General features: G+C 72.9%; 20 protein-coding genes. 10 read left to right on the forward strand and 10 right to left on the reverse strand.

Annotation, left to right across the window (positions count from 1 at the left end; genetic code table 11):
• Positions 1-152 precede the first annotated feature (152 nt).
• The gene (locus LX15_RS27580) at positions 153-1,463 is read right to left on the reverse strand and encodes a helix-turn-helix domain-containing protein (RefSeq protein ID WP_253672976.1); all 1,311 of its coding nucleotides are present in this window, start codon (positions 1,461-1,463) and stop codon (positions 153-155) included.
• A 241-nt stretch (positions 1,464-1,704) separates the two neighbouring features.
• On the opposite strand from LX15_RS27580, the gene LX15_RS27585 reads away from it, so the two are divergent.
• Positions 1,705-3,537: an acyl-CoA dehydrogenase gene (locus tag LX15_RS27585; RefSeq protein WP_253672978.1), complete on the forward strand. Its 1,833-nt coding sequence runs from the start codon at positions 1,705-1,707 to the stop codon at positions 3,535-3,537.
• 77 nt (positions 3,538-3,614) lie between these two features.
• Here LX15_RS27585 and LX15_RS27590 read toward each other — a convergent pair whose 3' ends face one another.
• Positions 3,615-4,559, reverse strand: a complete 945-nt coding sequence (locus tag LX15_RS27590; RefSeq protein ID WP_253672980.1) for an NADP-dependent oxidoreductase — start codon at positions 4,557-4,559, stop codon at positions 3,615-3,617.
• A 93-nt stretch (positions 4,560-4,652) separates the two neighbouring features.
• Here LX15_RS27590 and LX15_RS27595 point away from each other — a divergent pair, with 93 nt between their 5' ends.
• Positions 4,653-5,057 (forward strand): winged helix-turn-helix transcriptional regulator, encoded by a 405-nt coding sequence (locus tag LX15_RS27595; RefSeq protein WP_253672988.1) that lies wholly within the window; start codon positions 4,653-4,655, stop codon positions 5,055-5,057.
• A 326-nt stretch (positions 5,058-5,383) separates the two neighbouring features.
• On the opposite strand, the gene LX15_RS27600 is transcribed toward LX15_RS27595, so the two are convergent.
• From LX15_RS27600 to LX15_RS27610, 3 genes are all read right to left on the reverse strand, one after another.
• Positions 5,384-7,867, reverse strand: coding sequence for a VanW family protein (locus tag LX15_RS27600; protein ID WP_253672990.1), 2,484 nt, complete (start codon positions 7,865-7,867; stop codon positions 5,384-5,386).
• A 75-nt stretch (positions 7,868-7,942) separates the two neighbouring features.
• A complete protein-coding gene (locus LX15_RS27605) occupies positions 7,943-8,263 on the reverse strand; it encodes a GroES family chaperonin (RefSeq protein ID WP_253672992.1) in 321 nt (106 codons plus the stop codon).
• A 59-nt stretch (positions 8,264-8,322) separates the two neighbouring features.
• The gene (locus LX15_RS27610) at positions 8,323-10,191 is read right to left on the reverse strand and encodes an NHL domain-containing thioredoxin family protein (protein ID WP_253672994.1); all 1,869 of its coding nucleotides are present in this window, start codon (positions 10,189-10,191) and stop codon (positions 8,323-8,325) included.
• 198 nt (positions 10,192-10,389) lie between these two features.
• Between LX15_RS27610 and LX15_RS27615 the strand changes: the two genes are divergently transcribed.
• A complete protein-coding gene (locus LX15_RS27615) occupies positions 10,390-11,220 on the forward strand; it encodes an alpha/beta fold hydrolase (protein WP_253673003.1) in 831 nt (276 codons plus the stop codon).
• A 101-nt stretch (positions 11,221-11,321) separates the two neighbouring features.
• Positions 11,322-12,062: a class I SAM-dependent methyltransferase gene (locus LX15_RS27620; protein ID WP_253673005.1), complete on the forward strand. Its 741-nt coding sequence runs from the start codon at positions 11,322-11,324 to the stop codon at positions 12,060-12,062.
• Between the two features lie 96 nt (positions 12,063-12,158).
• Here LX15_RS27620 and LX15_RS27625 read toward each other — a convergent pair whose 3' ends face one another.
• Positions 12,159-12,824 (reverse strand): phosphatase PAP2 family protein, encoded by a 666-nt coding sequence (locus LX15_RS27625; protein WP_253673015.1) that lies wholly within the window; start codon positions 12,822-12,824, stop codon positions 12,159-12,161.
• A gap of 261 nt (positions 12,825-13,085) precedes the next feature.
• On the opposite strand from LX15_RS27625, the gene LX15_RS27630 reads away from it, so the two are divergent.
• Positions 13,086-14,705, forward strand: a complete 1,620-nt coding sequence (locus tag LX15_RS27630; RefSeq protein WP_253673017.1) for a trypsin-like serine peptidase — start codon at positions 13,086-13,088, stop codon at positions 14,703-14,705.
• 548 nt (positions 14,706-15,253) lie between these two features.
• Here the strand turns inward: LX15_RS27630 and LX15_RS27635 are convergent.
• The gene (locus LX15_RS27635) at positions 15,254-15,412 is read right to left on the reverse strand and encodes a hypothetical protein (protein ID WP_253673019.1); all 159 of its coding nucleotides are present in this window, start codon (positions 15,410-15,412) and stop codon (positions 15,254-15,256) included.
• 301 nt (positions 15,413-15,713) lie between these two features.
• Positions 15,714-16,901: a DUF8462 domain-containing protein gene (locus LX15_RS27640; protein ID WP_253673021.1), complete on the reverse strand. Its 1,188-nt coding sequence runs from the start codon at positions 16,899-16,901 to the stop codon at positions 15,714-15,716.
• A gap of 391 nt (positions 16,902-17,292) precedes the next feature.
• Between LX15_RS27640 and LX15_RS27645 the strand changes: the two genes are divergently transcribed.
• On the forward strand, positions 17,293-19,218 hold the full coding sequence (locus LX15_RS27645) for an APC family permease (RefSeq protein ID WP_253673023.1): 1,926 nt from the start codon (positions 17,293-17,295) through the stop codon (positions 19,216-19,218).
• A gap of 15 nt (positions 19,219-19,233) precedes the next feature.
• Entirely contained in the window at positions 19,234-19,839 is a 606-nt protein-coding gene (locus LX15_RS27650; RefSeq protein WP_253673025.1) for an SIMPL domain-containing protein, read from the forward strand.
• Between the two features lie 152 nt (positions 19,840-19,991).
• On the opposite strand, the gene LX15_RS27655 is transcribed toward LX15_RS27650, so the two are convergent.
• Positions 19,992-21,272 carry an acetyl-CoA C-acetyltransferase gene (locus LX15_RS27655; protein WP_253673027.1) on the reverse strand — a complete coding sequence of 427 codons (1,281 nt, stop codon included), beginning with the start codon at positions 21,270-21,272 and terminating at the stop codon, positions 19,992-19,994.
• A 76-nt stretch (positions 21,273-21,348) separates the two neighbouring features.
• Between LX15_RS27655 and LX15_RS27660 the strand changes: the two genes are divergently transcribed.
• Both LX15_RS27660 and LX15_RS27665 read left to right on the forward strand, forming a co-directional pair.
• The gene (locus LX15_RS27660) at positions 21,349-22,680 is read left to right on the forward strand and encodes a 3-oxoacyl-ACP reductase (protein ID WP_253673029.1); all 1,332 of its coding nucleotides are present in this window, start codon (positions 21,349-21,351) and stop codon (positions 22,678-22,680) included.
• The gene (locus tag LX15_RS27665; RefSeq protein WP_253673031.1) at positions 22,680-23,522 is read left to right on the forward strand and encodes a MaoC family dehydratase; all 843 of its coding nucleotides are present in this window, start codon (positions 22,680-22,682) and stop codon (positions 23,520-23,522) included. Before LX15_RS27660 ends, LX15_RS27665 begins: the two co-directional genes overlap by 1 nt.
• Before the next feature lie 348 nt (positions 23,523-23,870).
• Here LX15_RS27665 and LX15_RS27670 read toward each other — a convergent pair whose 3' ends face one another.
• Positions 23,871-24,554 (reverse strand): TetR/AcrR family transcriptional regulator, encoded by a 684-nt coding sequence (locus LX15_RS27670; protein WP_253673040.1) that lies wholly within the window; start codon positions 24,552-24,554, stop codon positions 23,871-23,873.
• 100 nt (positions 24,555-24,654) lie between these two features.
• Here LX15_RS27670 and LX15_RS27675 point away from each other — a divergent pair, with 100 nt between their 5' ends.
• Positions 24,655-25,311, forward strand: coding sequence for an SCP2 sterol-binding domain-containing protein (locus LX15_RS27675; protein ID WP_253673042.1), 657 nt, complete (start codon positions 24,655-24,657; stop codon positions 25,309-25,311).
• The last annotated feature ends 127 nt before the right edge of the window (positions 25,312-25,438 follow it).

Raw genomic sequence — 25,438 nt, forward strand, 5'->3', positions numbered from 1 at the left:
TCTTCGTCTGTCGCGAGAAGAAGAATCGACCAAGGGCTTCACTCATGATCAACCAGGGTCACCGCCAGCCACCCAGACGTTAAAACTCAAGCTAGTCGAGGAGGACCTGACTGGCGTGTGAGGGAGTGTCGACGTCGCATGGTGTCGCCTCGTCAGGTGGTGCGGGCGAGGGTGACGCGGTGGGCGAGGTCGGCGGCCTGCCGTCCGGATCGCATCGCGGCCTTGTGCAGTGGTACGAGCCGGTCCCGCGCGCGTTGCGACCGGAGCGGACCGACCAGGTCGAGCGCCTTCATCCCGATGCGAATCCCCTCGTGCACATCACCGTTGCGAAGGTGTGCTGCGCCCAGTTCGGCCAGCTCGAAGGATTGAGCAAGAGGGGAGTTGTCGCCACGAGCCCGTACTGCTGTCGTGAGTGAGTTGATGGCGGACTCCTCTTCGCCCAAGGAGGCCCAAGCGACGCCCTCCGCCCCCGCCAACGACGCGCGGGTGAAGAAGGATCCAAGCCAGCTCGGCTTCTCCTCGTCTGCCGCGCGGTCGAAGCTCTCACGTGCCGTGGCGAGCGCTCGCACTGCGGGTTCCCGTGCGCCGAGCTTCGCGTAGGCACCCGCGATCTTGCACTCCATGAGTGCGATCAACAGAGAGGACCTGGTGGCGAGAGCAGGCGTGTATCCGAAGTGAAGCAGTTGGAGGGCTGTGTCGGGAGAGCCGTTGTGCATCTCGACGCGAGCTGCGGTGTTGAGCAGGTAAGCCTGGACGCCAGGATCATCCGCTTCGCGGGCTAGTCGGAGCCCGACAAGGAGATGGTGGCGCGCCTTGTCCGGGATACCGAGGTCGTAGGCCGCCCAGGCGACCTTTCCGTGAAGACGTGCGACTGCGCCCAGCAGCGCGTGACGTACGGCGTCCGACGTCTGGGCGTGAAGGAGTTGATGACTCCAGTCAGCGAGTCCCTCCGCGAGATGGAGGACGACACCCCCACCATGGTGTCGTTCGAGAACGAACATGCGGCGCACCGCGTCGTCGAGTTGCTGTACGTCCGATATCCCCACCCTCTGCGGGAGGGGGGTGGCCTCGACTTGTCGTAGGGAAACCTCGGCGGGTTCGCCGAAGACGGCGACGCCGAGGACGACCTGGCCCGCGTGGGCGAGGAACCGTCGACGCTTCACGTCCTCGTCCTCCTCCTCGTCCGGCGAGCGTGGCCCGCAGCCGGGGGAATAGGCGAGACCCATGTAACCACGGGGGATGCCGAGGCCGACAGCGATGCGTTCGAGGAGGTCGTAGGACTGGACCTCACGGCCGTGCACGATGGCCGAGACGTCGGACTGGTTCTGCCCGGTGCGGTCGGCGATCTCGCGTTGGGTGAGCCCGGCGGCAGCCACAGCCCGGAAGACCGCGCCCATGTCATGCCGCGCCAGGGCCGCGCGCACGTCGGGTCGTTCCCAGACGGCGGCCAGGTCCACACCCATGAGACGGACGGTAGCGATCCGAACGCGCTCGGCGACGCGCTTTCGGGCGCCTTTCGGGTGTTATCGACCAAGGTGAACCGCTCGTCCGATCGCCTCCCGCGCGCCGAGCGGTCGGTCGAGTGCGACGGGTCTCACGGAGCACACTTGCCGTCGGTTACCGATGGGTAATACTCTCGTTGTTACCGGTCAGTAAGGGGGCGTGCCCCGCCGGCCGACCCGCACGCACACGGGAGCTGACGAGATGGGCCACTACAAGAGCAACCTGCGGGACCTGGAGTTCAACCTCTTCGAGGTGCTCAAGGTCCAGGAGCGGCTGGGCACCGGGCCGTTCGAGCAGGCCGACGAGGACACCGCCAGGGGCGTGCTCACGGAGCTGAACAACCTCGCGACCGGTCCGCTGGCCGAGTCCTTCGCCGACGCCGACCGCAACCCGCCGGTGTTCGACCCCGCGACGCACAGCGCCACCCTGCCCGAGTCGTTCAAGAAGTCCTTCAAGGCGCTCTGGGACGGCGAGTGGTACCGCCTGGCGCTGCCGAACGAGCTGGGCGGCTTCGGCATCCCGCCCACCGTGCAGTGGGCGGCCTCCGAGCTGATCCTCGGCGCCAACCCGGCCATCTACATGTACATGGCCGGCCCGAACTTCGCCTCCGTCGTGTACCGCAACGGCACCGAGGAGCAGAAGCGCTGGGCCCAGATCATGATCGACCGGGGCTGGGGCGCCACCATGGTCCTCACCGAGCCGGACGCCGGCTCGGACGTCGGCGCCGGCCGCACCAAGGCCGTGCTCCAGGAGGACGGCTCCTGGCACCTGGACGGCGTGAAGCGCTTCATCACGTCCGGCGACCAGGACATGACCGAGAACATCATGCACCTGGTGCTGGCCCGCCCCGAGGGCCCCGGCATCGAGCCGAAGCCCGGCACCAAGGGCCTGAGCCTCTTCCTCGTGCCGAAGTTCCTCTTCGACACCGAGACCGGCGAGCCGCGTGAGCGCAACGGCGCCTTCGTCACCAACGTCGAGCACAAGATGGGCCTGAAGGTCTCCACGACCTGCGAGGTCACCTTCGGCCAGCACGGCGTCCCCGCCAAGGGCTGGCTGCTCGGCGAGGTGCACGACGGCATCGCGCAGATGTTCCAGGTCATCGAGTACGCCCGGATGATGGTCGGCACCAAGGCCATCGCCACCCTCTCCACCGGCTACCTCAACGCCCTGGAGTTCGCCAAGGAGCGGGTGCAGAGCGCCGACCTCACCCGCATGACGGACAAGACCGCCCCGCGGGTCACGATCATCAACCACCCGGACGTGCGGCGCAGCCTGATGCTCCAGAAGGCGTACGCCGAGGGCCTGCGCGCGGTGTACCTGTACACCGCGAGCTTCCAGGACCGCATCGCCGCCGGCGACAACGTCGAGCTGGCCGAGCGGGTCAACGACCTGCTGCTGCCGATCGTCAAGGGCGTCGGCTCCGAGCGCGGCTACGAGCTGCTCGCGCAGTCGCTCCAGACCCTGGGCGGCTCGGGCTTCCTCCAGGACTACCCGATCGAGCAGTACATCCGCGACTCCAAGATCGACACCCTCTACGAGGGCACCACGGCCATCCAGTCGCTGGACTTCTTCTTCCGGAAGATCATCCGCGACAAGGGGCAGGCGCTGGCCTTCGTCGCCGGCGAGGTGCAGAAGTTCCTGGAGTCCGAGGGCGGCAACGGCCGCCTGAAGGAGGAGCGCGCCCTGCTCAAGCAGGCTCTGGAGGACCTCCAGGGCATGCTCGGCGCGATGATCGGCTTCCTGACCTCGTCGCAGGAGGACGTGCGCAACATCTACAAGGTGGGCCAGAACTCGGTCCGCCTGCTGATGAGCGCCGGCGACCTGCTGGTCGGCTGGCAGCTCCTGCGCCAGGCCGAGATCGCGCTGGCCGCGCTGGACGCCGGCGCCTCCGCCAAGGACAAGGCGTTCTACGAGGGCAAGGTCGCCGTGGCCTCGTTCTTCGCCAAGAACGTGCTGCCCGAGCTGTCGGCCCGGCGTCGGATCACCGAGACGACCGACAACGCGCTCATGGACGTGGACGAGGCCGCGTTCTGAGCCGACCCCTCGACGGGTGAGTGGGGCGGGACCCTCCCGGGTCCCGCCCCACTCGGCGTTCCTGGCGGGCTCCCCGGTCAGGTCGTGAGGACGATCTTGCCCCTGGCGCGGCCGGTCTCGCCGTGCGCGTGTGCCTCGGGCGCGCGCTCCAGCGGGAACACCGAGTCCACCTCCACGTGCAGCCGCCCGCTGTCGACCAGCGCGGCCAGCTCGCTCAGGCCGACGTGGTCCGGCTCGACGACGACGTTGGCGTAGCGCAGGCCGCGCCGCTCCGCGGCGGCCTGGATCTCCGGCGCGTGGATCGGCGCGGTCATCAGAAGGCCGCCGGGGCGGAGCACGTCCAGCGACCGCAGGCCGGTCTCGCCGCCGACGAGGTCCACGACGACGTCCACGTCGGACACCGCGCTCGTGAAGTCGACCGCCGTGTAGTCCACCACCTCGTCGACCCCCAGCCCCCGCAGAAAGTCGTGCTTCTCCGCCCGCGCCGTCCCGATCACGTGCGCGCCCCGGATCTTCGCGATCTGCGCCGCGAGGTGCCCCACGCCGCCGGCGGCCGCGTGGACGAGCACCCGCTGCCCTGGCTGGACGTCGGCCGTGTCCACCAGGAACTGCCACGCCGTCAGCCCGGCCAGCGGCAGGCCCGCCGCCCTCACGTGGTCCACGGAGACCGGCTTGCGGGCGAGCTGCCGGGGCGCGGCCAGCACGTAGTCGGCGTACGCGGCGGCCTGGCGGGGGAACGCCGGCATGCCGAACACCTCGTCGCCGGGGCGGAACCGGGTGACACCCGGTCCGACCTCCTCGACCACGCCGGAGACGTCCCAGCCCACCGTCATGGGCAGCGTGAGCATGCCGGGGACGCCGTGGCCGGCCCGGGTCTTCCAGTCGACGGGGTTCACGCCAGCGGCACGGACCCGCACCAGCACCTCGCCGGTGGCCGGGCTCGGGCGGTCGACCTCCTCCACCCGCAGCACCTCGGGGCCGCCGAACTCCCGCTGGCGCACGAGCCGCATTCGCGTTGTCATGCCTGTCCTTCCCTTGATCGTTTGGGCTGCTCCCATCCTCGGTGTTCTGGTTTCCGTTGACCAGAAGGCACCTTTTCGTTATGTAGGTGTCTTATGGAAACTGCCCCGGACCTGCGGCGACGACAGTCGGACGCCTACCTGCGCGACTGCCCGAGCCGGGAGATCCTCGATCTCGTCGCGAACCGGTGGACGGCGTTGGTCGTGGGCGCGCTGGTCGAGGGGCCGCTGCGGTTCTGCCAGCTCCGGCGGCGGGTGGAGGGCATCAGCCAGAAGGTTCTGACCCAGAACCTGCGCGCGTTGGAACGGGACGGGATGGTGCGCCGCGCCGTCTATCCGACGACTCCGCCGAGCGTGGAGTACTCGCTCACCGAGCTGGGGGAGGGCGTCGGGCGGCACCTGGTCGCCCTGCGCGGGTGGGTGGAGGCGCACCTGCCTCAGATGCATGCCGCACGCGCGGCGTATGACGCCCGTGCGGGGCAGGTGGAGCCGGAGGAGTGAGCGCCGATGTGACGCACCGTGGTGCCACCCTGGGGGCCCGAAGGTGTGGTGGCCGGCCTCTTGACAGGCTCGTTTCCGCTGGTGAGGGCGGGTGAGGACTCTCCGGGGGCGGGGCCTGGCGGGGCTGAAGAGGCAGAGTTGTCCACAGCACCCGGAGTTGTCCACAGCGCGGCGTGATGATCTGGAGCGCTGGGTGACGGGCCGATAGGCTGGAGCAGGGCTCGCCCCCCAGGGCGGGTGGGGGCTGACCTGGGGAAGGGGGTCGCTGGTGCGGGACGGGCCCGCACCAGCGAGAGCGGAGCGAGGGGGCGGGAGCGCCCGAGGGGTCAGCCCTCGGGCTTGTGCTCCGCCGGCGCGCAGACGATCTTGGGTTGGCCGTCGTACCGGACGGTCCGCGACTCCCGCTTGATCTCCCGGCCGCTCAGGTCCTTGATCACCCGCGTGTCGGTCACCGTGAACCCGTGCGTGCCGGGGGACGCCGAGCACTGCTCACCCGGCTTGCCGTGCTTCACCGGCGGGTCGGTCGGGTTGGTCTCCGGCCCGGTCAGCCCCTCGACCTGCACGGTCTTGGTCCCCCAGAACCGCACCTTGATCGACGACGGCGTCCAGATCGTCTCGATCATCACGCCGGTCTTGCCGTCGTTGCGGAACTGGAGGTCGATCACGCTGCTGCCGTCCGGGTTCTGGAAGACCGTGGCCTCCCGCCCCTTCGGGTAACGGTTGATCCAGTAGCTGTGCGGCGTGTGCCCGGCGTCGGTCATGCCCGCGTAGTACGCCGCGTTGTAGAGCGTCGTGGCCATCTGCGAGACACCGCCGCCGACCGCCCGGTCCGGCTTGCCGTCGTTGATGATGCCGGCGCCGATGTAGCCCGTCGCGGCCGTCCTCGGGCCGGTCTGCCGGTTCATGCTGAAGGTCTCGCCCGGCTTGATGATCGCGCCGTTGATCTTCTCGGCGGCCAGCCGGATGTTGTGGCCGGAGTCCGCCGCGAACTGGCCGGTCGAGAACTCGGAGATGACCTCCTTGATCCCGAGCTGGTTGGCCTGCTCGGTGGTGAACTTCGCCGGCTGCTTGCCGTACTCCGCCTTCAGCGACCGGTCGTCGGTCTTCCGCAGCACCTCGGCCAGTGGGGCCAGCGTCTTCGGGTAGTCGATGCCCCGCCCCTCCTGGGACGGCTCCACGACCGGGGTCCCGCTGGCCAGCGTGATCCTGGCGTCCTTGCCCGGCTGCTCGGTGTCCTTGAGCTGGGGCCGCACCGCCTCGGTGATCTTGTTCTCGTCGATCTTCGAGGACAGGCCGCCGTTGTCGCCCGGCTGGAAGGACAGGGCTGAGGCGATCACCGAGGGCTCGATCGTGGCGTTCCTGCCCTCGCCGCGCACGGTCACCGGACCGGACACGGCGGGCTTGGCGACCTCGTCGAGCGCCCTGCGCACACCCTCGGGCGTGGTCCTGACCGGCACCGTGGTCACCGGCAGCGAGAGCGTCGTGCCGTCGGCCCAGTGCGGCAGCACCTCGTTGACCGCCTGCGGCACGTCGAGCTTCTGACCGGGCTTCGGGTCCACCGCCACCGGCTTCACGCCCTCGAAGCGGATCGTGCCCTCGGCCGCCTCCCTGTCGGTCTTCGGGCGCAGCGCCTCCAGCGCGGCGGTGAGCCTGCCCTGGTCGGTCCGGCTCGCCACACCGACCTCGCGGGTGGTGAAGAACGAGGTCAGCCGGGTCCACGGGTTCCACGACTGCTCGCCGGCGTCGGCCACGGTGCGCGCCCAGTCCAGCTCGAGGCCGGCGGACTTCGGGTCGATGCTGGCCTCCACGTCGCCCGCCCGCACCCGCACCGGCTTGCCCAGCCGGGGGCCGATCTGCTCCCGGAGCTTCTGCTCGGCGGCGGCGTGCTCCATGCCGCCCACCTCGACACCGGCCACGGTGACGCCCCTGGGCACCTCGCCCTGGCTCATCGCGAGGTCGACGCCGTACAGCAGGACCAGGGCGCCGCCGACGGCGCCCGCGATGATCCCGGCGCGTCGCGCCTGCCGTCGCCGGTCCGCCCGCGCCGCCGCGTCGGCGGGCGGCTCGGTCGGCGCGTCCGCGCCCTCCGCCTTCTCCGGCGCGTCGGACGCCGCCTCTCCCGGCGGGTCGAGCAACGCGGTCGCGGTGCCCGCCGCCCGGTGCGCTGGCTCGGCGGCCGGCGCGGCGGAGGCCACGGGCGCGAGCACGACGGTCCGCTCGCCGGAGCCCTCGACGCCGGCCCCCGCGAGGGCGGCGTCCTCCGGCTCGGCGAGATCGTCGACGTCGCCGCGTGGGACGACCGGCTGCACCACCGTCGTCCGCTCGGCGGACAGGTCAGGGCGCGGCTCGGACACCGTGGGCTGCTCGACGAAAGGGCGGACGATCGCCGTCCGTTCGGCGGGCTGCTCGTCGCGCTCCGCCAGCGAGGCCTGGTCGGCGGAGGTCGGCCACACGACGGTGGGCTGCTCGCCGGCGGACGCCGTCGAGCCCGGCCCTGACGCGTCCTGTCGGCGCCGGGTGGTGGTGGGGTCCGAGGGGGACCGGTCGGGCACGGGCTGCTCGCTCACCGGCTCGTGCGCCACCGTCGGCTGGTCGGCGGGGTCCACGACGGGTGGATGCCGGTGGCCGGCCGGGGGTTGCCCTGGGGTGATCTGGGCCACAGTCGATCCCTCGTCGGGGACGGGCCCGGACGGACGGGTCGCGGGGTCCTCCGTTCTGTCCGACGCCTCGGCGTCGGACGGACGACCGGTGACCGCCGACAGCACGACGGTCCGCTCCGCCTCGGACTCCCTGCGCTGCTCCTCCGGCACCAGCTCCCCCTTCTGTGATCGACCTGCGGGGCGAGTCGTATCCCTACCCGGTCGGCGTCACAGCCGGATCACGACTCAGAGGTACAGGCCCGTACCGTGCTCGGTGCGCTCGCTGGCGACGGCGTGCAGGTCGCGTTCGCGCATGACCAGGTACGCCTGGCCCTGCACCTCGACCTCGAACTGGTCCTCCGGGTTGAACAACACCCGGTCGCCGACCTTCACCGTCCGGACGTGGTTGCCGACTCCGCAGACCTCGCCCCACGCCAGTCGCTTCGCGACCTGCGCGGTGGCCGGGATGAGGATGCCCCCGCTGCTGCGCCGCTCCCCCGCCTCCTGCGAGACCCGGACCATGACCCGGTCGTGCAGCATCTGGATCTCGAGCTTGGCTTCAGGCACCCCGGGAGTCTACTTCCCGCGCTTGATGCCCCACTCGGGTATGTCGGCATTGCCACTGGTCACAGGCCGGAGTCATCCAGCCCGCCCATCACCAGCGCCAGCCGCCTCGGGCCTGACGAAACCACCCTAACCGGCACTCCCCAGTCCTGTCGGGTGAGCCTGCACACCGGGTGTTCCACGGCGGGGTCGTCGTCGCAGCTCGCCGCCTGCGCCACCACGTGCAGCACGCCCTCGGCCACCGTGTCCGAGACCACGAGCCGACGGGTGAGCGCGGTGTCCACGCCCGCGCCCTCCACCAGCAGCTCCGGCGGGGAGCAGGTCACCTCCAGCCGCGTCGACGGGCCGTAGCGCTCGTCCAGCTTCTGGCCCGGCGGGGGCGTGAACACGACGGCCAGCTCGACCTCGCCGGGGGCCAGGTCGCTCGACGGCCGCCGCACCTGGTGCGCCGCGCCCGCCACGAGCCGCGCCGTCACACCCGGCGGCACCGGGCGCTCCAGCCGGTGCGCGGCCGAGGCGACGACCACCAGCTCGCCGTCGACCAGCACCGCGCCCGACGGCTCGGCCAGGTCCCCGGCGAGGGTGGACACCTCGCGCGTCTCCGGGTCGTACCGGCGGACCGCGCCGTTGTAGGTGTCGCAGACCGCGACGCTGCCGTCCGGCAACGCCGCCACGCCCAGCGGGTGCTGGAGCAGCGCCTGGTCCGCCGGCCCGTCCCGGTGGCCGAAGTCGAACAGACCGGTGCCCACCGCCGTGCGCACGGTGAAGCCGCCCTCGGCGGAGGGCTCGACCCACCGCAGCGCCGAGGTCTCCGAGTCGGCCAGCCACAACCGGTCGCCGACCACGGCCAGACCGCTGGTCTGGGCGAAGAACGCCTCCTCGGCCGCGCCGTCGCGCAGCCCCTCCACGGTGGTGCCCGCGAACCGCCGCACGGTGCCCGCGACCGGGTCGAACAGGCCGAGCGTGTGGTTGCCGGCCATCGCGACCACGACTCCGCCGGCCGGCTCCCACCAGGCCACGTCCCACGGGCTGGTCAGGTCGACCGCCAACGCCGGGCCGGCGTCCTCGCCGTCGCGCCACTGCTGGCCGGTGCCCGCCACGGTGGTCACGTGGCCGTCGGCCAGGCGCACGCCGCGCAGCAGGTGGTTGACCGTGTCGGCCACCACGACGTCGTATCCGACGCGCGCGGCGACCTCCGGCGGCAGCACCGCCAGGCCGCTCGGCTCGGAGAAGCTGGCCTCGTCCGGAGCGCCGTCCGCGCGCCCTCGGGTCCCGGAGCCGATGCGGCGCAGCAGCGACCCCTCGCCGCCGTCGCCGTCCCCGCGCAGCTCGACCAGGCTGTGGTGCGCGGAGTCGGACACCAGCAGGGAGTCCGGCAACGCGACGACCTTCGCCGGGAACCGCAGGGCGGTCTCGGGGGCCGGCGGGGGGACGTACGGGCCGTCGCCCCGGTGCAGCGTGCCCTTCGCCTCGTGCTCGGCCACCAGCTCGGTGATGACGCGGCGCAACGCCTCGGCGTGGCCCTCGCCGGCGGCCACGTGCACGACGTAGCCCTCCGGGTCGACCAGCACCAGCGTCGGCCACGCCTTGACCGCGTACGCCTGCCAGGTGACCAGCTCGGGGTCGTCGAGGACCGGGTGGTGCACCTCGTACCGCTCGACGGCGGCGGCCAGCGCGTCCGGGTCGGCCTCGTGCGCGAACTTCGGCGAGTGCACGCCGATCGTCACCAGCACGTCGGCGAACTCGGCCTCCAGCGGGCGCAGCTCGTCCAGGACGTGCAGGCAGTTGATGCAGCAGAACGTCCAGAAGTCGAGCAGCGTGATCTTGCCGCGGAGGTCGGCGAGCGTGATCTGCTCGCCACCGGTGTTCAGCCAGCCCCTGCCCACCAGCTCGGGGGCGCGGACACGGGCGCGACGAGTCGAAGCGGTCACGACCCAAGCCAACACCAGCGGTCCTGGGCGCTGTTCCCCGTCCCGTCATCTGGGAGGCTGGGGGCGGACACGATGGCAGGTCGCACGCGGTCCGGCACGGCGCGCGGCCGCCGCGACAGCGGCGCCTGGCTCGTGGCGTCTCAGCGCTCTCCCCTTCGGCCGCCGAACTTGACTCTCACATTGATGTGAAGGTTTAGCGTGCGCCTCGCAGCGCACGAGACCCACGTCAAGGGGGAGACGATGCCCAGCGTCCGCACTGCTGGCTCCACGGTCCACTACGAGGTCACCGGCAGCGGCCCCGGTCTGGTGATGGTCCACGGCACCGGAGGCGACGGGCGGGCCAACTTCGGCCACCTCGTCGACCGGTTCGCCGACGCCCGTACGGTCATCACGCCCGACTACTCCGGCAGCGGGGAGACCACCGACGGCGGCGGCCCGCTGACCCTGGACCAGCTCGTCGACCAGGTGGTCGCCGCGACCGACGCGGTCACCGACGAGCCGGTCGACCTCCTCGGCTTCTCGCTCGGCGCGGTGGTGGCGGCGGCGACGGCGGCCAAGCACCCCGAGCGGGTGCGGCGGCTGGTGCTGCTCGCCGGATGGCTGCGCCACGACGACCCCCGCCACCAGCTCAACTTCGACCTCTGGCGGCGGCTGGGGAACGGCGAGCCGAGCCTGTTCCACCGGTTCCTGACGTTGACCGGCTTCAGCCCCGCGTACCTGTCCCGGCTCGGGCACCAGGGCCTGGCCGAGCTGCTCGCGAACTTCACGACGGCGCCCGGCGTGCTGCGCCAGGTCGACCTCGACCTCCGGGCCGACATCCGGGACCGGGCGCACCTGGTGACCGCGCCGACCCTGGTGGTCGGCAACCGGCAGGACCAGATGGTGCCGGTCGAGCAGACCCGCGCCCTGCACGAGGCCATCCCCGGCAGCCGCTACGCCGAACTGGACAGCGGGCACCTCGTCCTGTTCGAGCGGCCGGACGAGCTGGTCGCCCTCGTCAGGGACTTCCTTCTCGACGACGCCGACTGAGGCGGCGTGAGGCCGGCTGAGGCCGACTGAGGCCGCGTGAGGCTGGCCGGGCGCGGTCACGGGCTGGACAGGCGCGGCGGTGGGCGGTGGAATCGGCCCCGATGGCCATGATCCCGTACGACCGCACCACCGCCGCGGCCTACCGGACGGCCGGCGAGGTGCCGCGCGAGGGACTGGCGTGGTGGCGGAAGGCGGTCGCGCCGTACGTCGGCGGAGCCGAGATGATCATCGATGTCGGTGCGGGGACCGGCGCGTTCGCGACCGCCTTCGCCGAGTGGTTCGACGTGCGGGTCACCGCCGTCGACCCCTCGCCGCAGATGCGGGCGCTGATCCCGGCGCACCCGCTGGTCGACGTCGTCGCCGGCACGGCGGAGTCGCTGCCCGTGGCCGACGACGCCGCCGACGCGGCGTGGATCTCCACGGCGATCCACCACCTCGCCGACCTCGACGCGGCGGCCAGGGAGCTGCGGCGGGTGCTCTGCCTCGGCGCTCCGGTGCTGATCCGCGACGTCTTCCCCGGCCGGCACGAGGGCGTCCGGCTGTTCCAGTACTTCCCCGAGGCGACGAAGGCGCTGTCCGACTTCCCGACCGTGGAGCGGGTCTGCGCGGCGTTCGCCGACGCCGGGTTCGAGCGGGTGCTGTCGCTGGGCCTGGTGCCGCAGCAGACCGCGCCCAGTCTCCGGGTCGCGGCCGAGCGCATCCACCGGGAGGCGAACACGGTGTTGCGCAGGCTCAGCGACGAGGAGTTCGCGCGCGGCATGAGCCGCATGTGGGCGTCGGCCGCGGCCGAGGACCCGCCCGCGCCGGTGATCGACCACCTCGACCTGTTGGTCCTGTGCTGACCGCCCTTCGAAGAGCCGAACGTCCCCGACAACGCCGAGTGCCCCGGCCGTGTGGTGGCCGGGGCACTCGTGCGTGTCGGGGAGCCGGTGCTCAGCTCAGCGCACGCGGGGGAGGACCACGGTCTGGTCGGGGTCACGGGCCAACACAACCGTGTCGGCGGTGTCGAGGGCGTGGGCGTGGGCGTCGGCGTCGCTGCCGGCTCGACTCCCCGGCCCGCCCGGCCGCTGGCCGGGGAGGCGGTTGCGCAGCAGCCGGGCGGCCCACCGCACGAGCAGCGTCGCCACGAGGCCGACGACCGCGCCGCACAGGATGTCGGCGGGCCAGTGCACCCCCACGAACACGCGGGACAGCGCGACCAGGACGGCGGGGACGGCGAGCCCGATCCCCCAGGACACGGAGACGAACACGCCCACGACCAGGGCCACGGTCACCGCCGCGGTGGCGTGGTTGCTGGGGAAGGACACGCCCGGCTCGTGCTGCACGAGCTGCACGACCGAACGGCTCTCGAACGGGCGGCGGGACAGCTCCATCCAGCGCAGGACCCGGTTCACCGCGAAACCGACGGCCAGCGCCGCGCCGACCTGGCCGACCATCCACAGGTTGTCCAGCCGGGTCCGGCCGCGCATGGCCAGCAGCATCGTCACGGCGCCCGCGACGAACACCAGGTAGATCAGCGGGCCGGCGGCGAACCGGCCGAGCGCGTCGAGCAGCGGGCTGCGGCCGGCCAGCCCGTTGATCGCGTCGAATACCAGGTCGTTCACGACCTCAGCTACCCCGCTTTCCTGAACGTCCGGTGACCCTGACCCGTCCGATCATTCCAGCGCTCATCGAGTGACACGTGGTCGGTTGATCACTGGGCCCGCCTGCGCGGACGTCGGGCTGTGGCGGGGCTCACCTGTCACTCGTGAGAGGGAGCACATTTCTCGGCCGTACCTCAACTGGGTGCCTCCGGACCGGCGGCACACCGGGACGAACCCGCCCCGCGACCCGCGGGCCGGGGGACTCGGACCAGAGGGGAGAGCATGAGCACAGCGCAGCGAACAGGCGGTGTGGTCGCCGTGGCCGTGGTGATGGGCGGTCTGCTGGCCGTCGCCGCCCCGGCCGGGGCCACGGAACCCACGGGGCCCCACAGGTCCGCCGAGTCCATGGCGCCCGCGGTGCCCTCGGTGTCCTCGGTGCCCGCGGTGCCGAACAACGGCAGCGCGGCGCGCGGCGGGGACGCGGCGCCGTTGTTGCGGTCCACCGACCCGGCGGCGAAACGCTTTCGTGCCGTCGGGCGGCTCGTCAACAACGACGGGGTGCACTGCACCGCCACCGTGGTGGCCGGCGACGGGCAGGTCCGACCGAACGCCAGGGCGCTCGTCGTCACCAACGGGCACTGCGTGACCGACCAGTTGACGACGAACGAGGTCAGGGTCGACCAGTCGACGGAACAGGGGAGCGCCGCGTGGCGGTTCACCCCGGCCTACTTCGTCGACACCGTCGACCAGCACCGCGCCTTCGGGGTCGCCCGCGTCCGCTACGCGACGATGAAGGCGGTCGACGTCGCCGTGGTCGAGCTGGACACGACCTACGGCGAGCTGGCCGGGATCGACGTCCGCCCGCTGCGGCTGGACGGCAGGACGCCAAGGGCCGGCGAGGCCGTCGAGGTGGCTCACGCGCCGTTCAACGACCTCCCGGAGGACCAGCAGTTCCTGCGGCTCTCCCGCTGTCGGGCCCGGGGCGTCGTCAACGTCGCCGAGGACCCCTGGCTGTGGACCGGCGCGGTGGCCAACGACTGCGCCGGGATCGTCGGCGGCTCGTCCGGGTCGCCGATGGTGCGCGCGGGAGACGACCGGGTCGTCGCCCTGCTCAACACGACGGTCGAGCCCGGCTACAGCGGCGAGTGCATGCTCGGCCGTCCCTGCGAGGCGGGGAAGGACGGTGTGACCGCGCGCCAGGGCAGGTCCTACGCGATCCCGGCTCGGGCTCTCGCCGGCTGTCTCACGGGCGACCAGTTCACGCCCGGCGTCCCGCGATGCGAACTCGATCCCGGGCAGAAGCTCACGGTCACCCAGCAGCTCGGCGTGACGCGGTCCAGCGTGACCCGGGCCGACGGCACGAGCAGCCCCGCCCGGTGGCAGGCCGCCCTCGGTGGGGACGGGGTCCGGTACGCGCGGGTGAAGGTCGGCCCCTTCGGGACCACCGACTGCGCCGACCCCGCCGGCTACGGCCCGGTGTTCGCGCTCGCCGACCGGCCCGTCTTCGACGACCCGCTCCCGCGCGGGGAGAACCTGTACGTGCTGTGCGCGGTCGGCGGACCCGGCCCGGTCGCCGGCAGGGGGTGGCAGCCGTACCGGTTCGCGTCGCTGGCCGCCGTGCGGGTGGACGACACCCCGCCCACGGTGGAGCCGGTCGTCGACGTGTGGGAGACCGAGGAGAGCTGGTCGGTGAATCCGATCTTCCAGATCTGGGAGATCACCGGGTACGAGATCAAGTACGGCCCCCGGGCGACGACCGACTGCGCCGACCCCGCCGGGTACCGGCCCTACCGGCGGATCCCGACCTTCCTGGCCAAGAAGGACGCGCCGTGGCGCTTCTGCGCGGTGGGCCTCGACCACGCCGACAACCGCACCGCCCCGAAGGTGGTCGATCTCGGCTGATCCGCCCGCGCGCGCGTCAGGGGCCGGGCACGGGACCTCCTGTGCCCGGCCCCTCGCGTCGGTGTCGCCGGGAGGGCGGCAGCGCCCCGGCCCTCGCCAGGGTCGGCTCCCTCGCCAGGAGGTCGGCTTCGCGCACCGGCCGCGCGCGTTCGCGCGTCCGGCGCGGGCGGGAGAGGAAGTCGATCGCGCGGGCGCGTTGGGCAATCGCGCGTTTCTTGATCACGGGCCGGTGACGGGCGCGGGGGCGGCGGCCACGGGGCCCGGACGTGGGAAACCCCGCGGTGCTGCCAGGTCGGGGGTCCGACAGCACCGCGGGGTCGTCTGGAACATCGGTTCCTTACTCGGCCGCGTTACACCCATTCGGGTTGGTGACCGCGGTCACTGCGCAGCAGGTCGCCGATGGTCCCGCAGTATTTCACTCTTCTGGCGGAAAAGAAAAGAGCGGCCTCGGTGCGCGGGAGGTGCACCGAGGCCGCTCGAGCCTCCGGAGGGCGCCGCGGCGGGAGGGCTTGCCCGGTCGAGGATGGGCGGCCGCCGCGGCGGTCCACTCAGCGGAGGGAGTTCACCTGAGCCTGGGCGATCACCATCAGCTCGTGCCGCAGCGCCGGAGTGGCGGCGGCGTCGATCGCACGGGTCACTGCGCGGCGAGTCCGGGCCTGTGCACGGCGGGCGCGGATCTTCGCGGCGAGGTTCATCGGGTTGCTCATCCCCTTGGGTCTCGACTCTTCGGCGGCACGACAAGTATGCGGCACACTCAGGCCGGTTCGCACCCGATTCTTCGGTGAGGTGGCGCACAAACCGACGATTCGTCGGCGAATGCGGGGTGAACGCCGTCTGTCTTGCGGGCGGATCTGTGATCTGCCGGACATTGCTGTAACGCGGGTTGGGCCGGGAGTGTGAGCCGGGGCTCACATCCGCGTATCACGATCAGGTTTTCTCGGGCTCTCTAGAAAAAGATCTAGAAAAGCCCCGGGACCCCGCGCCGGCGGTGATCATTCGGGCGCGTGGTCAGGCCCGGAGGAGGAACCGGCCGAAGTGCGGCACGGTGAACGCGATCCGCCCCCGCTCCGCCGAGAACACCAGTCCCTTCTTCAGCAGGCTGTCCCTGGCCGGCGACAGCGACGACGGCCGGCGCCCCAGCCGCTCGGCCACCCCGGCGGTGGCCACCGCCTCGTCCCTGCCCTCGGTCAGCTCGGCCATCGCCACCAGGTACTCCCGCTCGGCGGGCGTCGCCCGCTCGTAGCGGGAGCCGAAGAAGCCCACGGCCAGCTCGGCGTCGGCCTCCGGCGCGGCCACGGCCACGTCCTCGGCGGTGATCGGGTTCGTCGGCGCGGCGTCCCAGGTCGCCTTGCCGTACGCCTGCACGAAGTACGGGTAGCCGCCCGAGGCCTCGAACAGCGCCTCCACCGCGCCCGGGGTGATCTCCACGCCCTCGCGTCCGACCGGCGCCGTGACCGCCCGGTCGTGCGCCGAGCGCGTCAGCCGGTCGACGGCCACGTACCGGAACAACCGCTCCGAGTACGACTTGCTCGCTGACAGCACCGCCGGCAGGTGGGGCAGCCCGGCGCCCACCACGACCAGCGGCGCGCCCGACTGGGCCAGCTCGTGGCAGGCGGCGCAGAGCGCCGAGACGTCCTCGGGGCGGACGTCCTGCATCTCGTCCACCAGGAGCGCGACCCCGGTCCCCACGTCGGCGGCCAGGTCGGCGACGTCGGTGAACAGCTCGACCAGGTCGATCTCCATGTCGCCGGAGTCGGCCCTGCCGCGTGCGGCCGGCACGTCGATGCCCGGCTGCCAGCGGTCCCGGAGCCTGGCCCCGTCCGCGTTCGCCCTGAGCGCGAACGCCTTGAGCACGCCGAGCACGGCGTCCACCCGGTCGGGCGCGCGGTGGCGCACCGCGAGATCGCGGACCGCGCGGTGGAGGGCCATCGCCACCGGCCGCCGCAGCCCCACCTCGGGGCGGGCCTCGACCTTGCCGGTGCCCCAGCCGCGCCGCAGCGCCATCGAGCGGAGCTCCCCGAGCAGGACCGTCTTGCCCACGCCCCGGAGGCCGGTCAGCACGAGGCTCCGCTCCGGCCGCCCCCGCGCCACGCGTTCCAGCACGACCTCGAACGCCGACAGCTCACGGTCCCGGCCGGCCAGCTCGGGCGGGCGCTGGCCGGCGCCGGGTGCGAACGGGTTGCGCACCGGGTCCACGCTGGGACGTTATCGGTCTCTCTAGACGCTTCCCGATATCTGGACAGAAGGCGCGATGAGCATCCTTCGTCCGGGTGGCGCGAGGCGCGCTGGGGTGGTCGCCAGATGGCCGCTCGACCACGTCAGGAGCGCACCGGGAACGGGGGGACCTCGCGCGCATCGAGTGCCGCGGAGGCGGCTGCCGCGACCTGACCCGCTACCGCGTCCGCGACGGTTTCACCCTCGGTCGCGGTTCCACGTTCGGAGAAGGGTCAGGGCAGGTCCCAGGGCCAGCGGATGGGGACTTCGCCCAGCCAGGGCGTCAGGACGGCGTCTGGATCGGCGGGAGGAGGATCAGGAGGGCGTCAACGGGGTTCCGGGACCCGCAGGGGGCGGTCGCAGAGTCCGTGACGTGGCAACAGAATCGGCGGACAAACCCCCATCGGTCCTCGCCAGGACCGGCGCCGTCGCCCGGGGCGAGCACCGCTTCCGCCTCGGCGTCCTGACCGGCGTGGCCGCGCTCGGCCTCGACGCGCTGGCCTCGGTCTCCTACGGCCCGGAGCAGGTCGTGTTCGGCCTGGCCGACGCCGGCGCGGCCGGTGTCGCGTGGACGCTCCCGGTGACGGCCGCGATCGTCGGGCTGCTCGCCCTGCTCGTCCTCGCCTACCGCCAGGTGATCACCGCCTACCCGGACGGCGGCGGCGCGTACACCGTGTCGCGCCGCAACCTCGGGCAACGCGCCGGGCTGGTCGCCGCCGCCTCGTTGATCATCGACTACGTGCTGAACGCGGCCGTGTCCGTGGCCGCGGGGGTGGCCGCGCTGACCTCGGCCGTGCCGGCGTTGCTGCCGTGGACGACCGAGCTGTGCCTCCTCGCGCTGGCGGTGATCACCCTGGTGAACCTCCGGGGTGTCGCGGCGAGCGCCAGGGCCTTCGCGTTGCCCGCCGTGGTGTTCGTGGTGGCGCTGGTCGGCGTCGTCGTGGTGGGCCTGGTCAGGGGAGCGCCGCTCACCCCGCTGCCCGCCCCGGGTCCCGCCCACGGCACGGCCGGCGTCGGCCTGCTGCTGATCGTCGCGGCGTTCGCCAACGGCTGCTCCGCCCTGACCGGAGTGGAGGCCATCGCCAACGCCACCCCGGCCTTCCGGTCCCCCGCGCCCCGCCGCGCGGCCCGCGCCGAGGCGGTGCTCGGGCTCCTGCTCGGCGGGTTGCTGCTCGGACTGGCCGCGCTGGTCGAGCGGTTCGACGTGCGCCCCGTGGAGGGGCGGACGCTGTTGTCGCTGCTCGTCGAGGGCTCGTTCGGCACCGGGATCGGCTACCTCGTCGTGCAGCTCGCGACGGTGACGTTGCTGGCGCTGGCCGCCAACACCTCGTTCGGCGGCCTCCCGGTGCTCGCGGCCCGCCTGTCCAGGGACCACTTCCTGCCACACGCGTTCGGCCTCCGCGCCGACCGGCTCGTGCACCGCGCCGGTGTGCTCGTGCTCGCCGCCCTCAGCGCCGTCCTGCTGGTGGCCACGGGCGGACGGCTGGACCTGCTCGTGCCGATGTTCGCGATCGGCGTCTTCGTCGGGTTCGCCCTGTGCCAGACGGGGATGACGCGGCACTGGCTGCGCACCCGGGGGCCGGGGTGGCGGTGGCGGCTCGCCCTCAACGCCACCGGCGCGGCGCTGACCGCCGCCTGCGCGGTCGTGGTCACCGCCGTGAAGTTCACGGCCGGCGCGTGGCTCGTCGCGGTGGTGCTCCCGCTGCTCGTCCTGCTGCTGACCAGGGTGAACCGGGCGTACCAGGCGATCGGGCGCGCGTTGGGCCTCGGCGCCCCGCCGGAGCGCCCCCGGCGCGACGAGTCCGTGGTCGTGGTCCCGGTGACCGGCCTGTCCGTGCTGACCTCCCGCTGTCTGTCCACGGCGATGTCCCTCGGCGAGCGCGTGGTCGCGGTCCACGTCGTCACCGGGGACGTCGGACCCGGCGCCGCCGAGCTTCAGCGCGAGTGGGAGGCGTGGCACCCGGACGTGCCGCTGACGTTGGTCGAGCGCGGCCCAGGAGGGGTGGGCCCGACCATCGCCCGCTGGGTGGCGGCCCGACAGGAGCGGCACGTGCTGGTGCTGGTCGGCGAGGTGCGCCCGCGCCGCTGGTGGCACCGCGCGCTGCACAACGGCCAGGGCGCGGCGATCGCCAGGGCCGTCGGCCGGCTGGGCGTCGCGGTGTGCCGGCTCCAGCACCCGCTCCACCTGCCGCCGGCCCCTCCTCGGTCCGCGCCGCCCCGCGCCGCCCTGACCGGGTCGCCCGTTCACCCTGACGTTCACCCTGACGATGACGAGATCGTTGCGCGTCGGTCCGGTTGACGGTTCGCTGGAGCCATGGCCGAAGTGGTGACCAGGGGCAGCGGCGAGACCGAGCGCACCGCCGACCGGGCGGAGCTGTGGGTGACCTTCGCCGCCAGGGGGAGCGACAGGGCCGAGGCGGTGACCGCGCTGAACACGCGGATCGCCGACGTCGAGCCGCTGCTCGCGATGCCCGGCGTCGACGTGCGCTCCCGCCAGCTCGCCGTGATGGAGAACTGGGAGCGCGACCGGGTCTCCGGCGCGCGGGCCGAGCAGCGCTACGTGCTCAGGGTGAGCGACTCGGGCCGGCTGGAGGAGCTGGTCGGCCGCCTGGTCGCGGCCGAGCCCGCGTCGCTGAGCGGCCCGAACTGGGAGCTGGCCGACGACCACGAGGCCGTGTGGGAGGCCCAGCACAGGGCGGTGGCGGACGCCCGCCGGCGCGCCGAGGGGTACGCCGCGGCGCTGGGCGCGCGGCTCGGCCCGTTGCTGCGCCTGACCGACGGGGCGGACGGCGCGGGCACGTTCGCCGGCGCGGCGCGGGCCTACGAGATGGCGGCGGTCGACGTCGGCGAGCTGAACCTGGAGCCGCAGCCGGTGACGATCACGGCGCAGTGCACGGCGACCTGGGCGCTCCTGGACTGACCGTGCCGGGCGCGCCCAGCCGCCCGCGCGCCGTCGACCGGCCTGGTCGCGGTGCTTTCCCCGGCCGCGCCCCGATCACCGAAGCGCGTTGCGTCTCCACTTAGGACAGTCGACTGTGGACTGTGCTGGAGGCTCGGCGACCGGCTCGGCGCTCACTTCTCCAGGATCGCCGTGACGCCCTGGCCGCCAGCGGCGCAGATGGAGATGAGCCCACGCCCGCCGCCCCGCTCGTGCAGCGCCTTCGCCAGCGTGGCCACGATGCGACCGCCCGTGGCGGCGAAGGGGTGCCCCGCGGCGAGCGACGAGCCGTTGACGTTCAGGCGCGTCCGGTCGACCACGCCCAGCGGGCCGTCCAGGCCGAGTCGCTCCTTGCCGAACGCCGGGTCCTCCCACGCGCGGAGCGTGGCCAGGACCTGCGACGCGAACGCCTCGTGCATCTCGTACAGGTCGAAATCGCCGAGCCCGAGCCCGGCCCTGGCCAGCATGCGCGGCACCGCGTAGGCCGGCGCCATGAGCAGCCCCTCGTCGCCGTGCACGAAGTCGACGGCGGCGGTCTCGCAGTGCGTCAGGTACGCCAGCACGGGGAGCCGACGGGCCGCGGCCCACTCCTCACTGGCCAACAACACGACCGAGGCCCCGTCGCTGAGCGGCGTGGAGTTGCCCGCCGTCATCGTCGCCTTCTCCCCGTCGCCGAACACCGGCCGCAGGCGCGACAGCTTCTCCACCGTCGAGTCGGGGCGCAGGTTCTGGTCCCTGGTCAGGCCGAGGTAGGGCGTCACCAGGTCGTCGAAGAAACCGCGCTCGTAGGCGGCGGCCAGGTTCCGGTGGCTGGCCACGGCCAGCTCGTCCTGCTCCTGCCGGCCGATCCCCCAGCGCTCGGCGGTGACCGCGGCGTGCTCGCCCATGGACAGCCCGGTCCTGGGTTCGGCGTTGCGCGGGATGGCCGGGACGAGGTGGCGGGGGCGCAGCTTCGTGAGCAGGCGGAGCCGGGCCAGCGTCCCCTTCGTGCGGTTGATCCGCAGCAGGAGCTGGCGCAGGTCCTCGTTGACCCCGAGGGGCGCGTCGCTGGTCGTGTCCACCCCGCCGGCGACGCCGCTCTCGATCTGCCCGAGCGCGATCTTGTTGGCCACGGCGACGATCGCCTGGAGCCCGGTGCCGCACGCCTGCTGGACGTCGTAGGCGGGGGTGTCCGGCGACAGCCGGCTGCCGAGGACGGACTCCCTGGCCAGGTTGAAGTCGCGGCTGTGCTTGAGGACCGCGCCGGCGACCACCTCGCCGAGGCGCTCGCCCCCCAGTCCGAACCGGGCGACCAGGCCGTCCAGCGCGGCGGTCAGCATGTCCTGGTTCGACGCGGTGGCGTAGGGGCCGTTGGACCGGGCGAAGGGGATCCTGTTGCCTCCGATGACTGCCACCCGGCGGACGCTCGCGACCATCCCGACCTCCCTGGGGACTCCCTGTTGCCGTGAACCTACTCCAGAGTAGGCTTACTTGCGAGTAGGGAGGCGTCACATGGCAGATCGGTACCAGCGGTTCGCGTCCACCGGCCCCGGCCGCCTGCTCGTCCGGCGACTGGGCCTGCCCAACCCCGTCCCGCTGCGGCGGCACCGCCCCGGCGATCCGCTGGTCCCCGCCCCGGTGCTGGTGGGCGGCGGGGGCCGGGTGACCGACGCGGTGCACGCGGCGCTCAGGTCCGCGCGGGTCGACACCCGCTCCACCCCCGAGTCCGACGCCCGCTACGGCGCGCTCGTCCTCGACGCGACCAGCATCGTCGACAGCCGCGGCCTCCGCGCGCTCTACGACTTCTTTCACCCGGTCGTCCGAGGGCTGACGAGCTGCGGACGACTGATCGTGATCGGCACTCCTCCCGACCAGTGCGACGACAGCCGGGAGGCCACCGCGCAGCGCGCGGTGGAGGGCTTCGTCCGCTCGATGGGCAAGGAACTGCGCCGGGGCAGCACCGCCCAGCTCGTCACCGTGTCCGTGGGCGCCGAACACGCCGTCGAGTCGACCTTGCGGTTCCTGCTCTCCGGCCGCTCCGCCTACGTGTCCGGCCAGGTCGTGCGGATCGACCCCGTCGGCGCCGTCCCCGAGGTCGACTGGGACCGCCCCCTCGCCGGGCGGACCGCCCTCGTCACCGGCGCGTCCCGTGGCATCGGCGCGGCGATCGCCGAGGTCCTCGGCCGCGACGGCGCGCACGTGGTCTGCCTCGACGTCCCCGCCCAGGGCCAGGACCTCAGCGCCGTCGCGAACCGGGTCGGCGGGTCGGCCCTCCAACTCGACATCACCGCCGACCACGCGCCGGGACGCCTCGCCGAACACCTGAGGGACCGGCACGACGGAGTCGACATCGTCGTCCACAACGCCGGGATCACCAGGGACAGGACGCTGGCCAAGATGACCGAGGCGCAGTGGGACAGCGTGCTCGCGGTCAACCTGACGGCGCAGGAACGCCTCAACGACGCGCTCCTCGGCGCCGACGTCCTCCGGCGCGGCGGGCGCGTCATCGGGGTCTCCTCGATCGCGGGCATCGCCGGCAACGTCGGGCAGGCCAACTACGCGACCTCCAAGGCAGGGGTGATCGGCATGGTGCGCTCGTTGGCCCCGGTCCTCGCGGCGCGGGACGTGACGATCAACGCGGTGGCGCCCGGCTTCATCGAGACGCGGATGACCGCGGCGATCCCGCTGTTCCTGCGCGAGGCGGGCCGCCGCATGAACAGCATGTCCCAGGGCGGCCTGCCGGTGGACGTCGCCGAGACGGTCGCGTGGTTCGCCAACCCCGCGTCCACCGGGGTGAACGGCAACGTCGTGCGGGTCTGCGGCCAGAGCCTGCTGGGGGCGTGATGGCGACCCACACGCTGGCCCGCGCGCCCGAACTCGGCGCGCTCTACCGCAGGGCGGTGCTGCCCCGGCTGCGCCGCCGGAGCCGGGACCTGCCCGACTCCGCGCTGGAGCTGCCGGCCGTCCCGGTCGACGTGGAGCACCTCGCCGCCTACGCGCGCGTGTGTGGCTTCCGCCTTCGCGACGAGCTTCCGGCGACCTACCCGCACGTGGTGGCGTTCCCGTTGGCCGTGCGGCTCATGGCGGACCCGTCGTTCCCGTTCCCGCTGCCCGGCCTCGTGCACGTCCGGAACCAGATCACCCAGGTCCGTCCGCTCCGGGTGGACGAGGAGCACACCCTGCGGGTGCGCGCGGTCGACCTGCGGCCCCACGAACGCGGGCAGCAGTTCGACGTGGTGGCCGAGGCGCTGGTCGGGACGGAGGTGGTGTGGCGCGACGTCAGCACCTACCTGCGCCGATCCGGCGGGCGGAGCGGCGCCGGGAGGAGCGAGCGGCGCGAGACGCCCCCGGCGAGCGCCCTGTGGCGCGTGCCCGCCGACATCGGCCGCCGGTACGCGGCCGTCTCCGGCGACCGGAACCCCATCCACCTCAGCCGGCTCGCCGCCAGGGCGTTCGGCTTCCCCCGCGCCATCGCGCACGGGATGTGGACGAAGGCCCGCTGCCTCGCGGCCCTGGAGGGCCGCCTGCCCGACGCCTTCGTCGTCGACGTCCACTTCAGGGCCCCGGTCCTGCTCCCCTCCCGGGTGGCCTTCTCCGCCCACGAGGACGCCAGCGGCTGGACCTTCGGGCTCCACGGCGCGAACAGGGGGAAACCCCACCTCACGGGCAACATCACCCGCGTCTGACACGCGCCCGCGCGGAGGCCGGAGCGGCCCCCGCGCGCGCGTTCTCTCGTGCCCTCATCAGAGCCCTAGGGGGGAGCGGAAGGCCCCACTCCCAACGTCGCATCCGGGTCTGACAGAACCGCGGGCCAGCGTGCGCCAGAACGGGTGACACGACGGGAAGAACCACCGATCGTGTGATCGGGAACAGGCGCCGACCGTGTGATCGGGAAGAACCGCCGACCGTGAGATCTGGGACAGGCGCCGACCGTGTGATCGGGTACAGGCGCTGTGCCGAGACTGGGGTCGCCCCGGCCGGGAGTGGCCAGAGGAGCCCCGCGCCCGCGACCTCGGCCGGCGGCGCGCCGCGACTCAGGCTGGCGCGGCGTCCGCCTTCGGGGTCGTGGGCGGCTGCCAGGTGCGGCCGTTGACGAGGTTGCCGAAGCCCATCCACGCCAGGTTCATCAGGCGGGCGGCCATCGCCCTGGGCGACTCGTCGGGGTGGTCCAGCCACCAGTCGGCCAGCGACTCGCCGGCGCCCACGAGCGCCGCGGCCATGGCCTCGGTCTCGCCGAGGAACCACTCCGGCACGCCCTCGGCGACGGCGGCCTGGGCGAGCAGCGCGCCGATCAGCGTGATCGCCCGGCGGCGGCCCTCCGCGATCTCCACCGCGAACGGTTGGCCCTCGGAGCCGGCCTGGCGGTGCAGGACGTTCCAACTGTCGCGGTACTCGCCGACGAAGGTGAAGAAGGCGAGCACGCCGCGCCAGAGCTGCTCCTCGGGGGCCAGCTCGGGGTCGACGACCGCGCCGACGGCGTCGACCAGCCGCCCGGCCTCCCGCTTGATGCACACCGCGAAGAGCTCCTCCTTGGAGCCCAGGTACGCGTACACCATCGGCTTGGAGATCCCGGCCACGTCGGCGACCTCGTCCATGGACGCCGCGTGGTAGCCGCGCTGGGAGAACACCGCGGTCGCGGCGTCCAGGATCTGCCGCTCCCGCACGGCGCGGGGCAGCCGCTTGGCGCGGGCCGGCCGGTCCCCCTGCTCTGAACGCATCACACCCCCTCGTCGAGCCGAACACCCAGGTTATCCGGCGTCCTTGCGGCCTTATCTACTCGAAAGTAGTCTTACTCGCGAGTAGCCACAGGAGGCGCCGATGTCGGAGATCCAGGACCTCACCGAGGACACCCTCGCACGGCTGACCCCCGACCAGATGATCGCGCTGCTCCGCGGGCTCGACCCGGCGGACGAGGCCGTCGCCGGCCTCGACGTCGACGTCCTCGGCAGGGTCGTGGACCCGGCGAAGCTCGGCGACCAGGCGCTCGCCGACCTGCTGACCGAGGTCGCCCGGCTCGCCGACGGTGGCGCGCGCCTGGATCTGGGCCGCATGGCCCCGCGGACCTTCGCCCGCCTCGTGGGCCGCGCGTCCCAGCGCCAGGTCGAGGCCGTCACCGCGCGCCCCGAGCTGCGTGCGCGCGTGCTCGACGAGGTCTTCCGTCGCATGGAGACCCACTTCCGCGCCGACCGCGCCGGCTCGACGCGGGCCGTCGTCCACTTCCGGCTCACCGGCGCGCCCGGGGAGGACGGGTACGACCGGTACGAGGTCGTGATCGAGGACGGGCGCTGCGCCATCACGAAGGGGCACACCCGTCAGGCCCGGGCCACGATCACCCTCGCGCCCGCCGAGTTCCTCCGGCTGGCGACGGGCGTCGCGTCCGCGCCCGTGCTGTTCATGACCGGAAAGGTCCGGGTCAGGGGAGACCTCGGCTTCGCGGCCGGCTTCCTCGGCCTCTTCGACATCCCTCGCGCCTGAGGCTCCCCCTCGGTCGAGGGGGTTCCGGGGGCGTTCCGGCCGTTGGCCCCGGCCGGGACGCCCCCTTTTTCGTGTCCGTCGTCACACGAAGTTGGCGTGTGCGTGCTGTCTCGATATATCGTTGACG

Origin of the sequence: Streptoalloteichus tenebrarius, assembly GCF_024171885.1 — a bacterium.
GTDB lineage: Bacteria > Actinomycetota > Actinomycetes > Mycobacteriales > Pseudonocardiaceae > Streptoalloteichus > Streptoalloteichus tenebrarius.

Coding starts and splice junctions, on each gene's coding strand:
- LX15_RS27660 (WP_253673029.1), top strand. CDS start 21,349: ATGGCAGATCGGTACCAGCGGTTCGCGTCCACCGGCCCCGGCCGCCTG.
- LX15_RS27580 (WP_253672976.1), bottom strand. CDS start 1,463: ATGGGTGTGGACCTGGCCGCCGTCTGGGAACGACCCGACGTGCGCGCG.
- LX15_RS27670 (WP_253673040.1), bottom strand. CDS start 24,554: ATGCGTTCAGAGCAGGGGGACCGGCCGGCCCGCGCCAAGCGGCTGCCC.
- LX15_RS27590 (WP_253672980.1), bottom strand. CDS start 4,559: ATGACAACGCGAATGCGGCTCGTGCGCCAGCGGGAGTTCGGCGGCCCC.
- LX15_RS27595 (WP_253672988.1), top strand. CDS start 4,653: ATGGAAACTGCCCCGGACCTGCGGCGACGACAGTCGGACGCCTACCTG.
- LX15_RS27665 (WP_253673031.1), top strand. CDS start 22,680: ATGGCGACCCACACGCTGGCCCGCGCGCCCGAACTCGGCGCGCTCTAC.
- LX15_RS27630 (WP_253673017.1), top strand. CDS start 13,086: ATGAGCACAGCGCAGCGAACAGGCGGTGTGGTCGCCGTGGCCGTGGTG.
- LX15_RS27655 (WP_253673027.1), bottom strand. CDS start 21,272: ATGGTCGCGAGCGTCCGCCGGGTGGCAGTCATCGGAGGCAACAGGATC.
- LX15_RS27675 (WP_253673042.1), top strand. CDS start 24,655: ATGTCGGAGATCCAGGACCTCACCGAGGACACCCTCGCACGGCTGACC.
- LX15_RS27635 (WP_253673019.1), bottom strand. CDS start 15,412: ATGAGCAACCCGATGAACCTCGCCGCGAAGATCCGCGCCCGCCGTGCA.
- LX15_RS27620 (WP_253673005.1), top strand. CDS start 11,322: ATGGCCATGATCCCGTACGACCGCACCACCGCCGCGGCCTACCGGACG.
- LX15_RS27585 (WP_253672978.1), top strand. CDS start 1,705: ATGGGCCACTACAAGAGCAACCTGCGGGACCTGGAGTTCAACCTCTTC.
- LX15_RS27650 (WP_253673025.1), top strand. CDS start 19,234: ATGGCCGAAGTGGTGACCAGGGGCAGCGGCGAGACCGAGCGCACCGCC.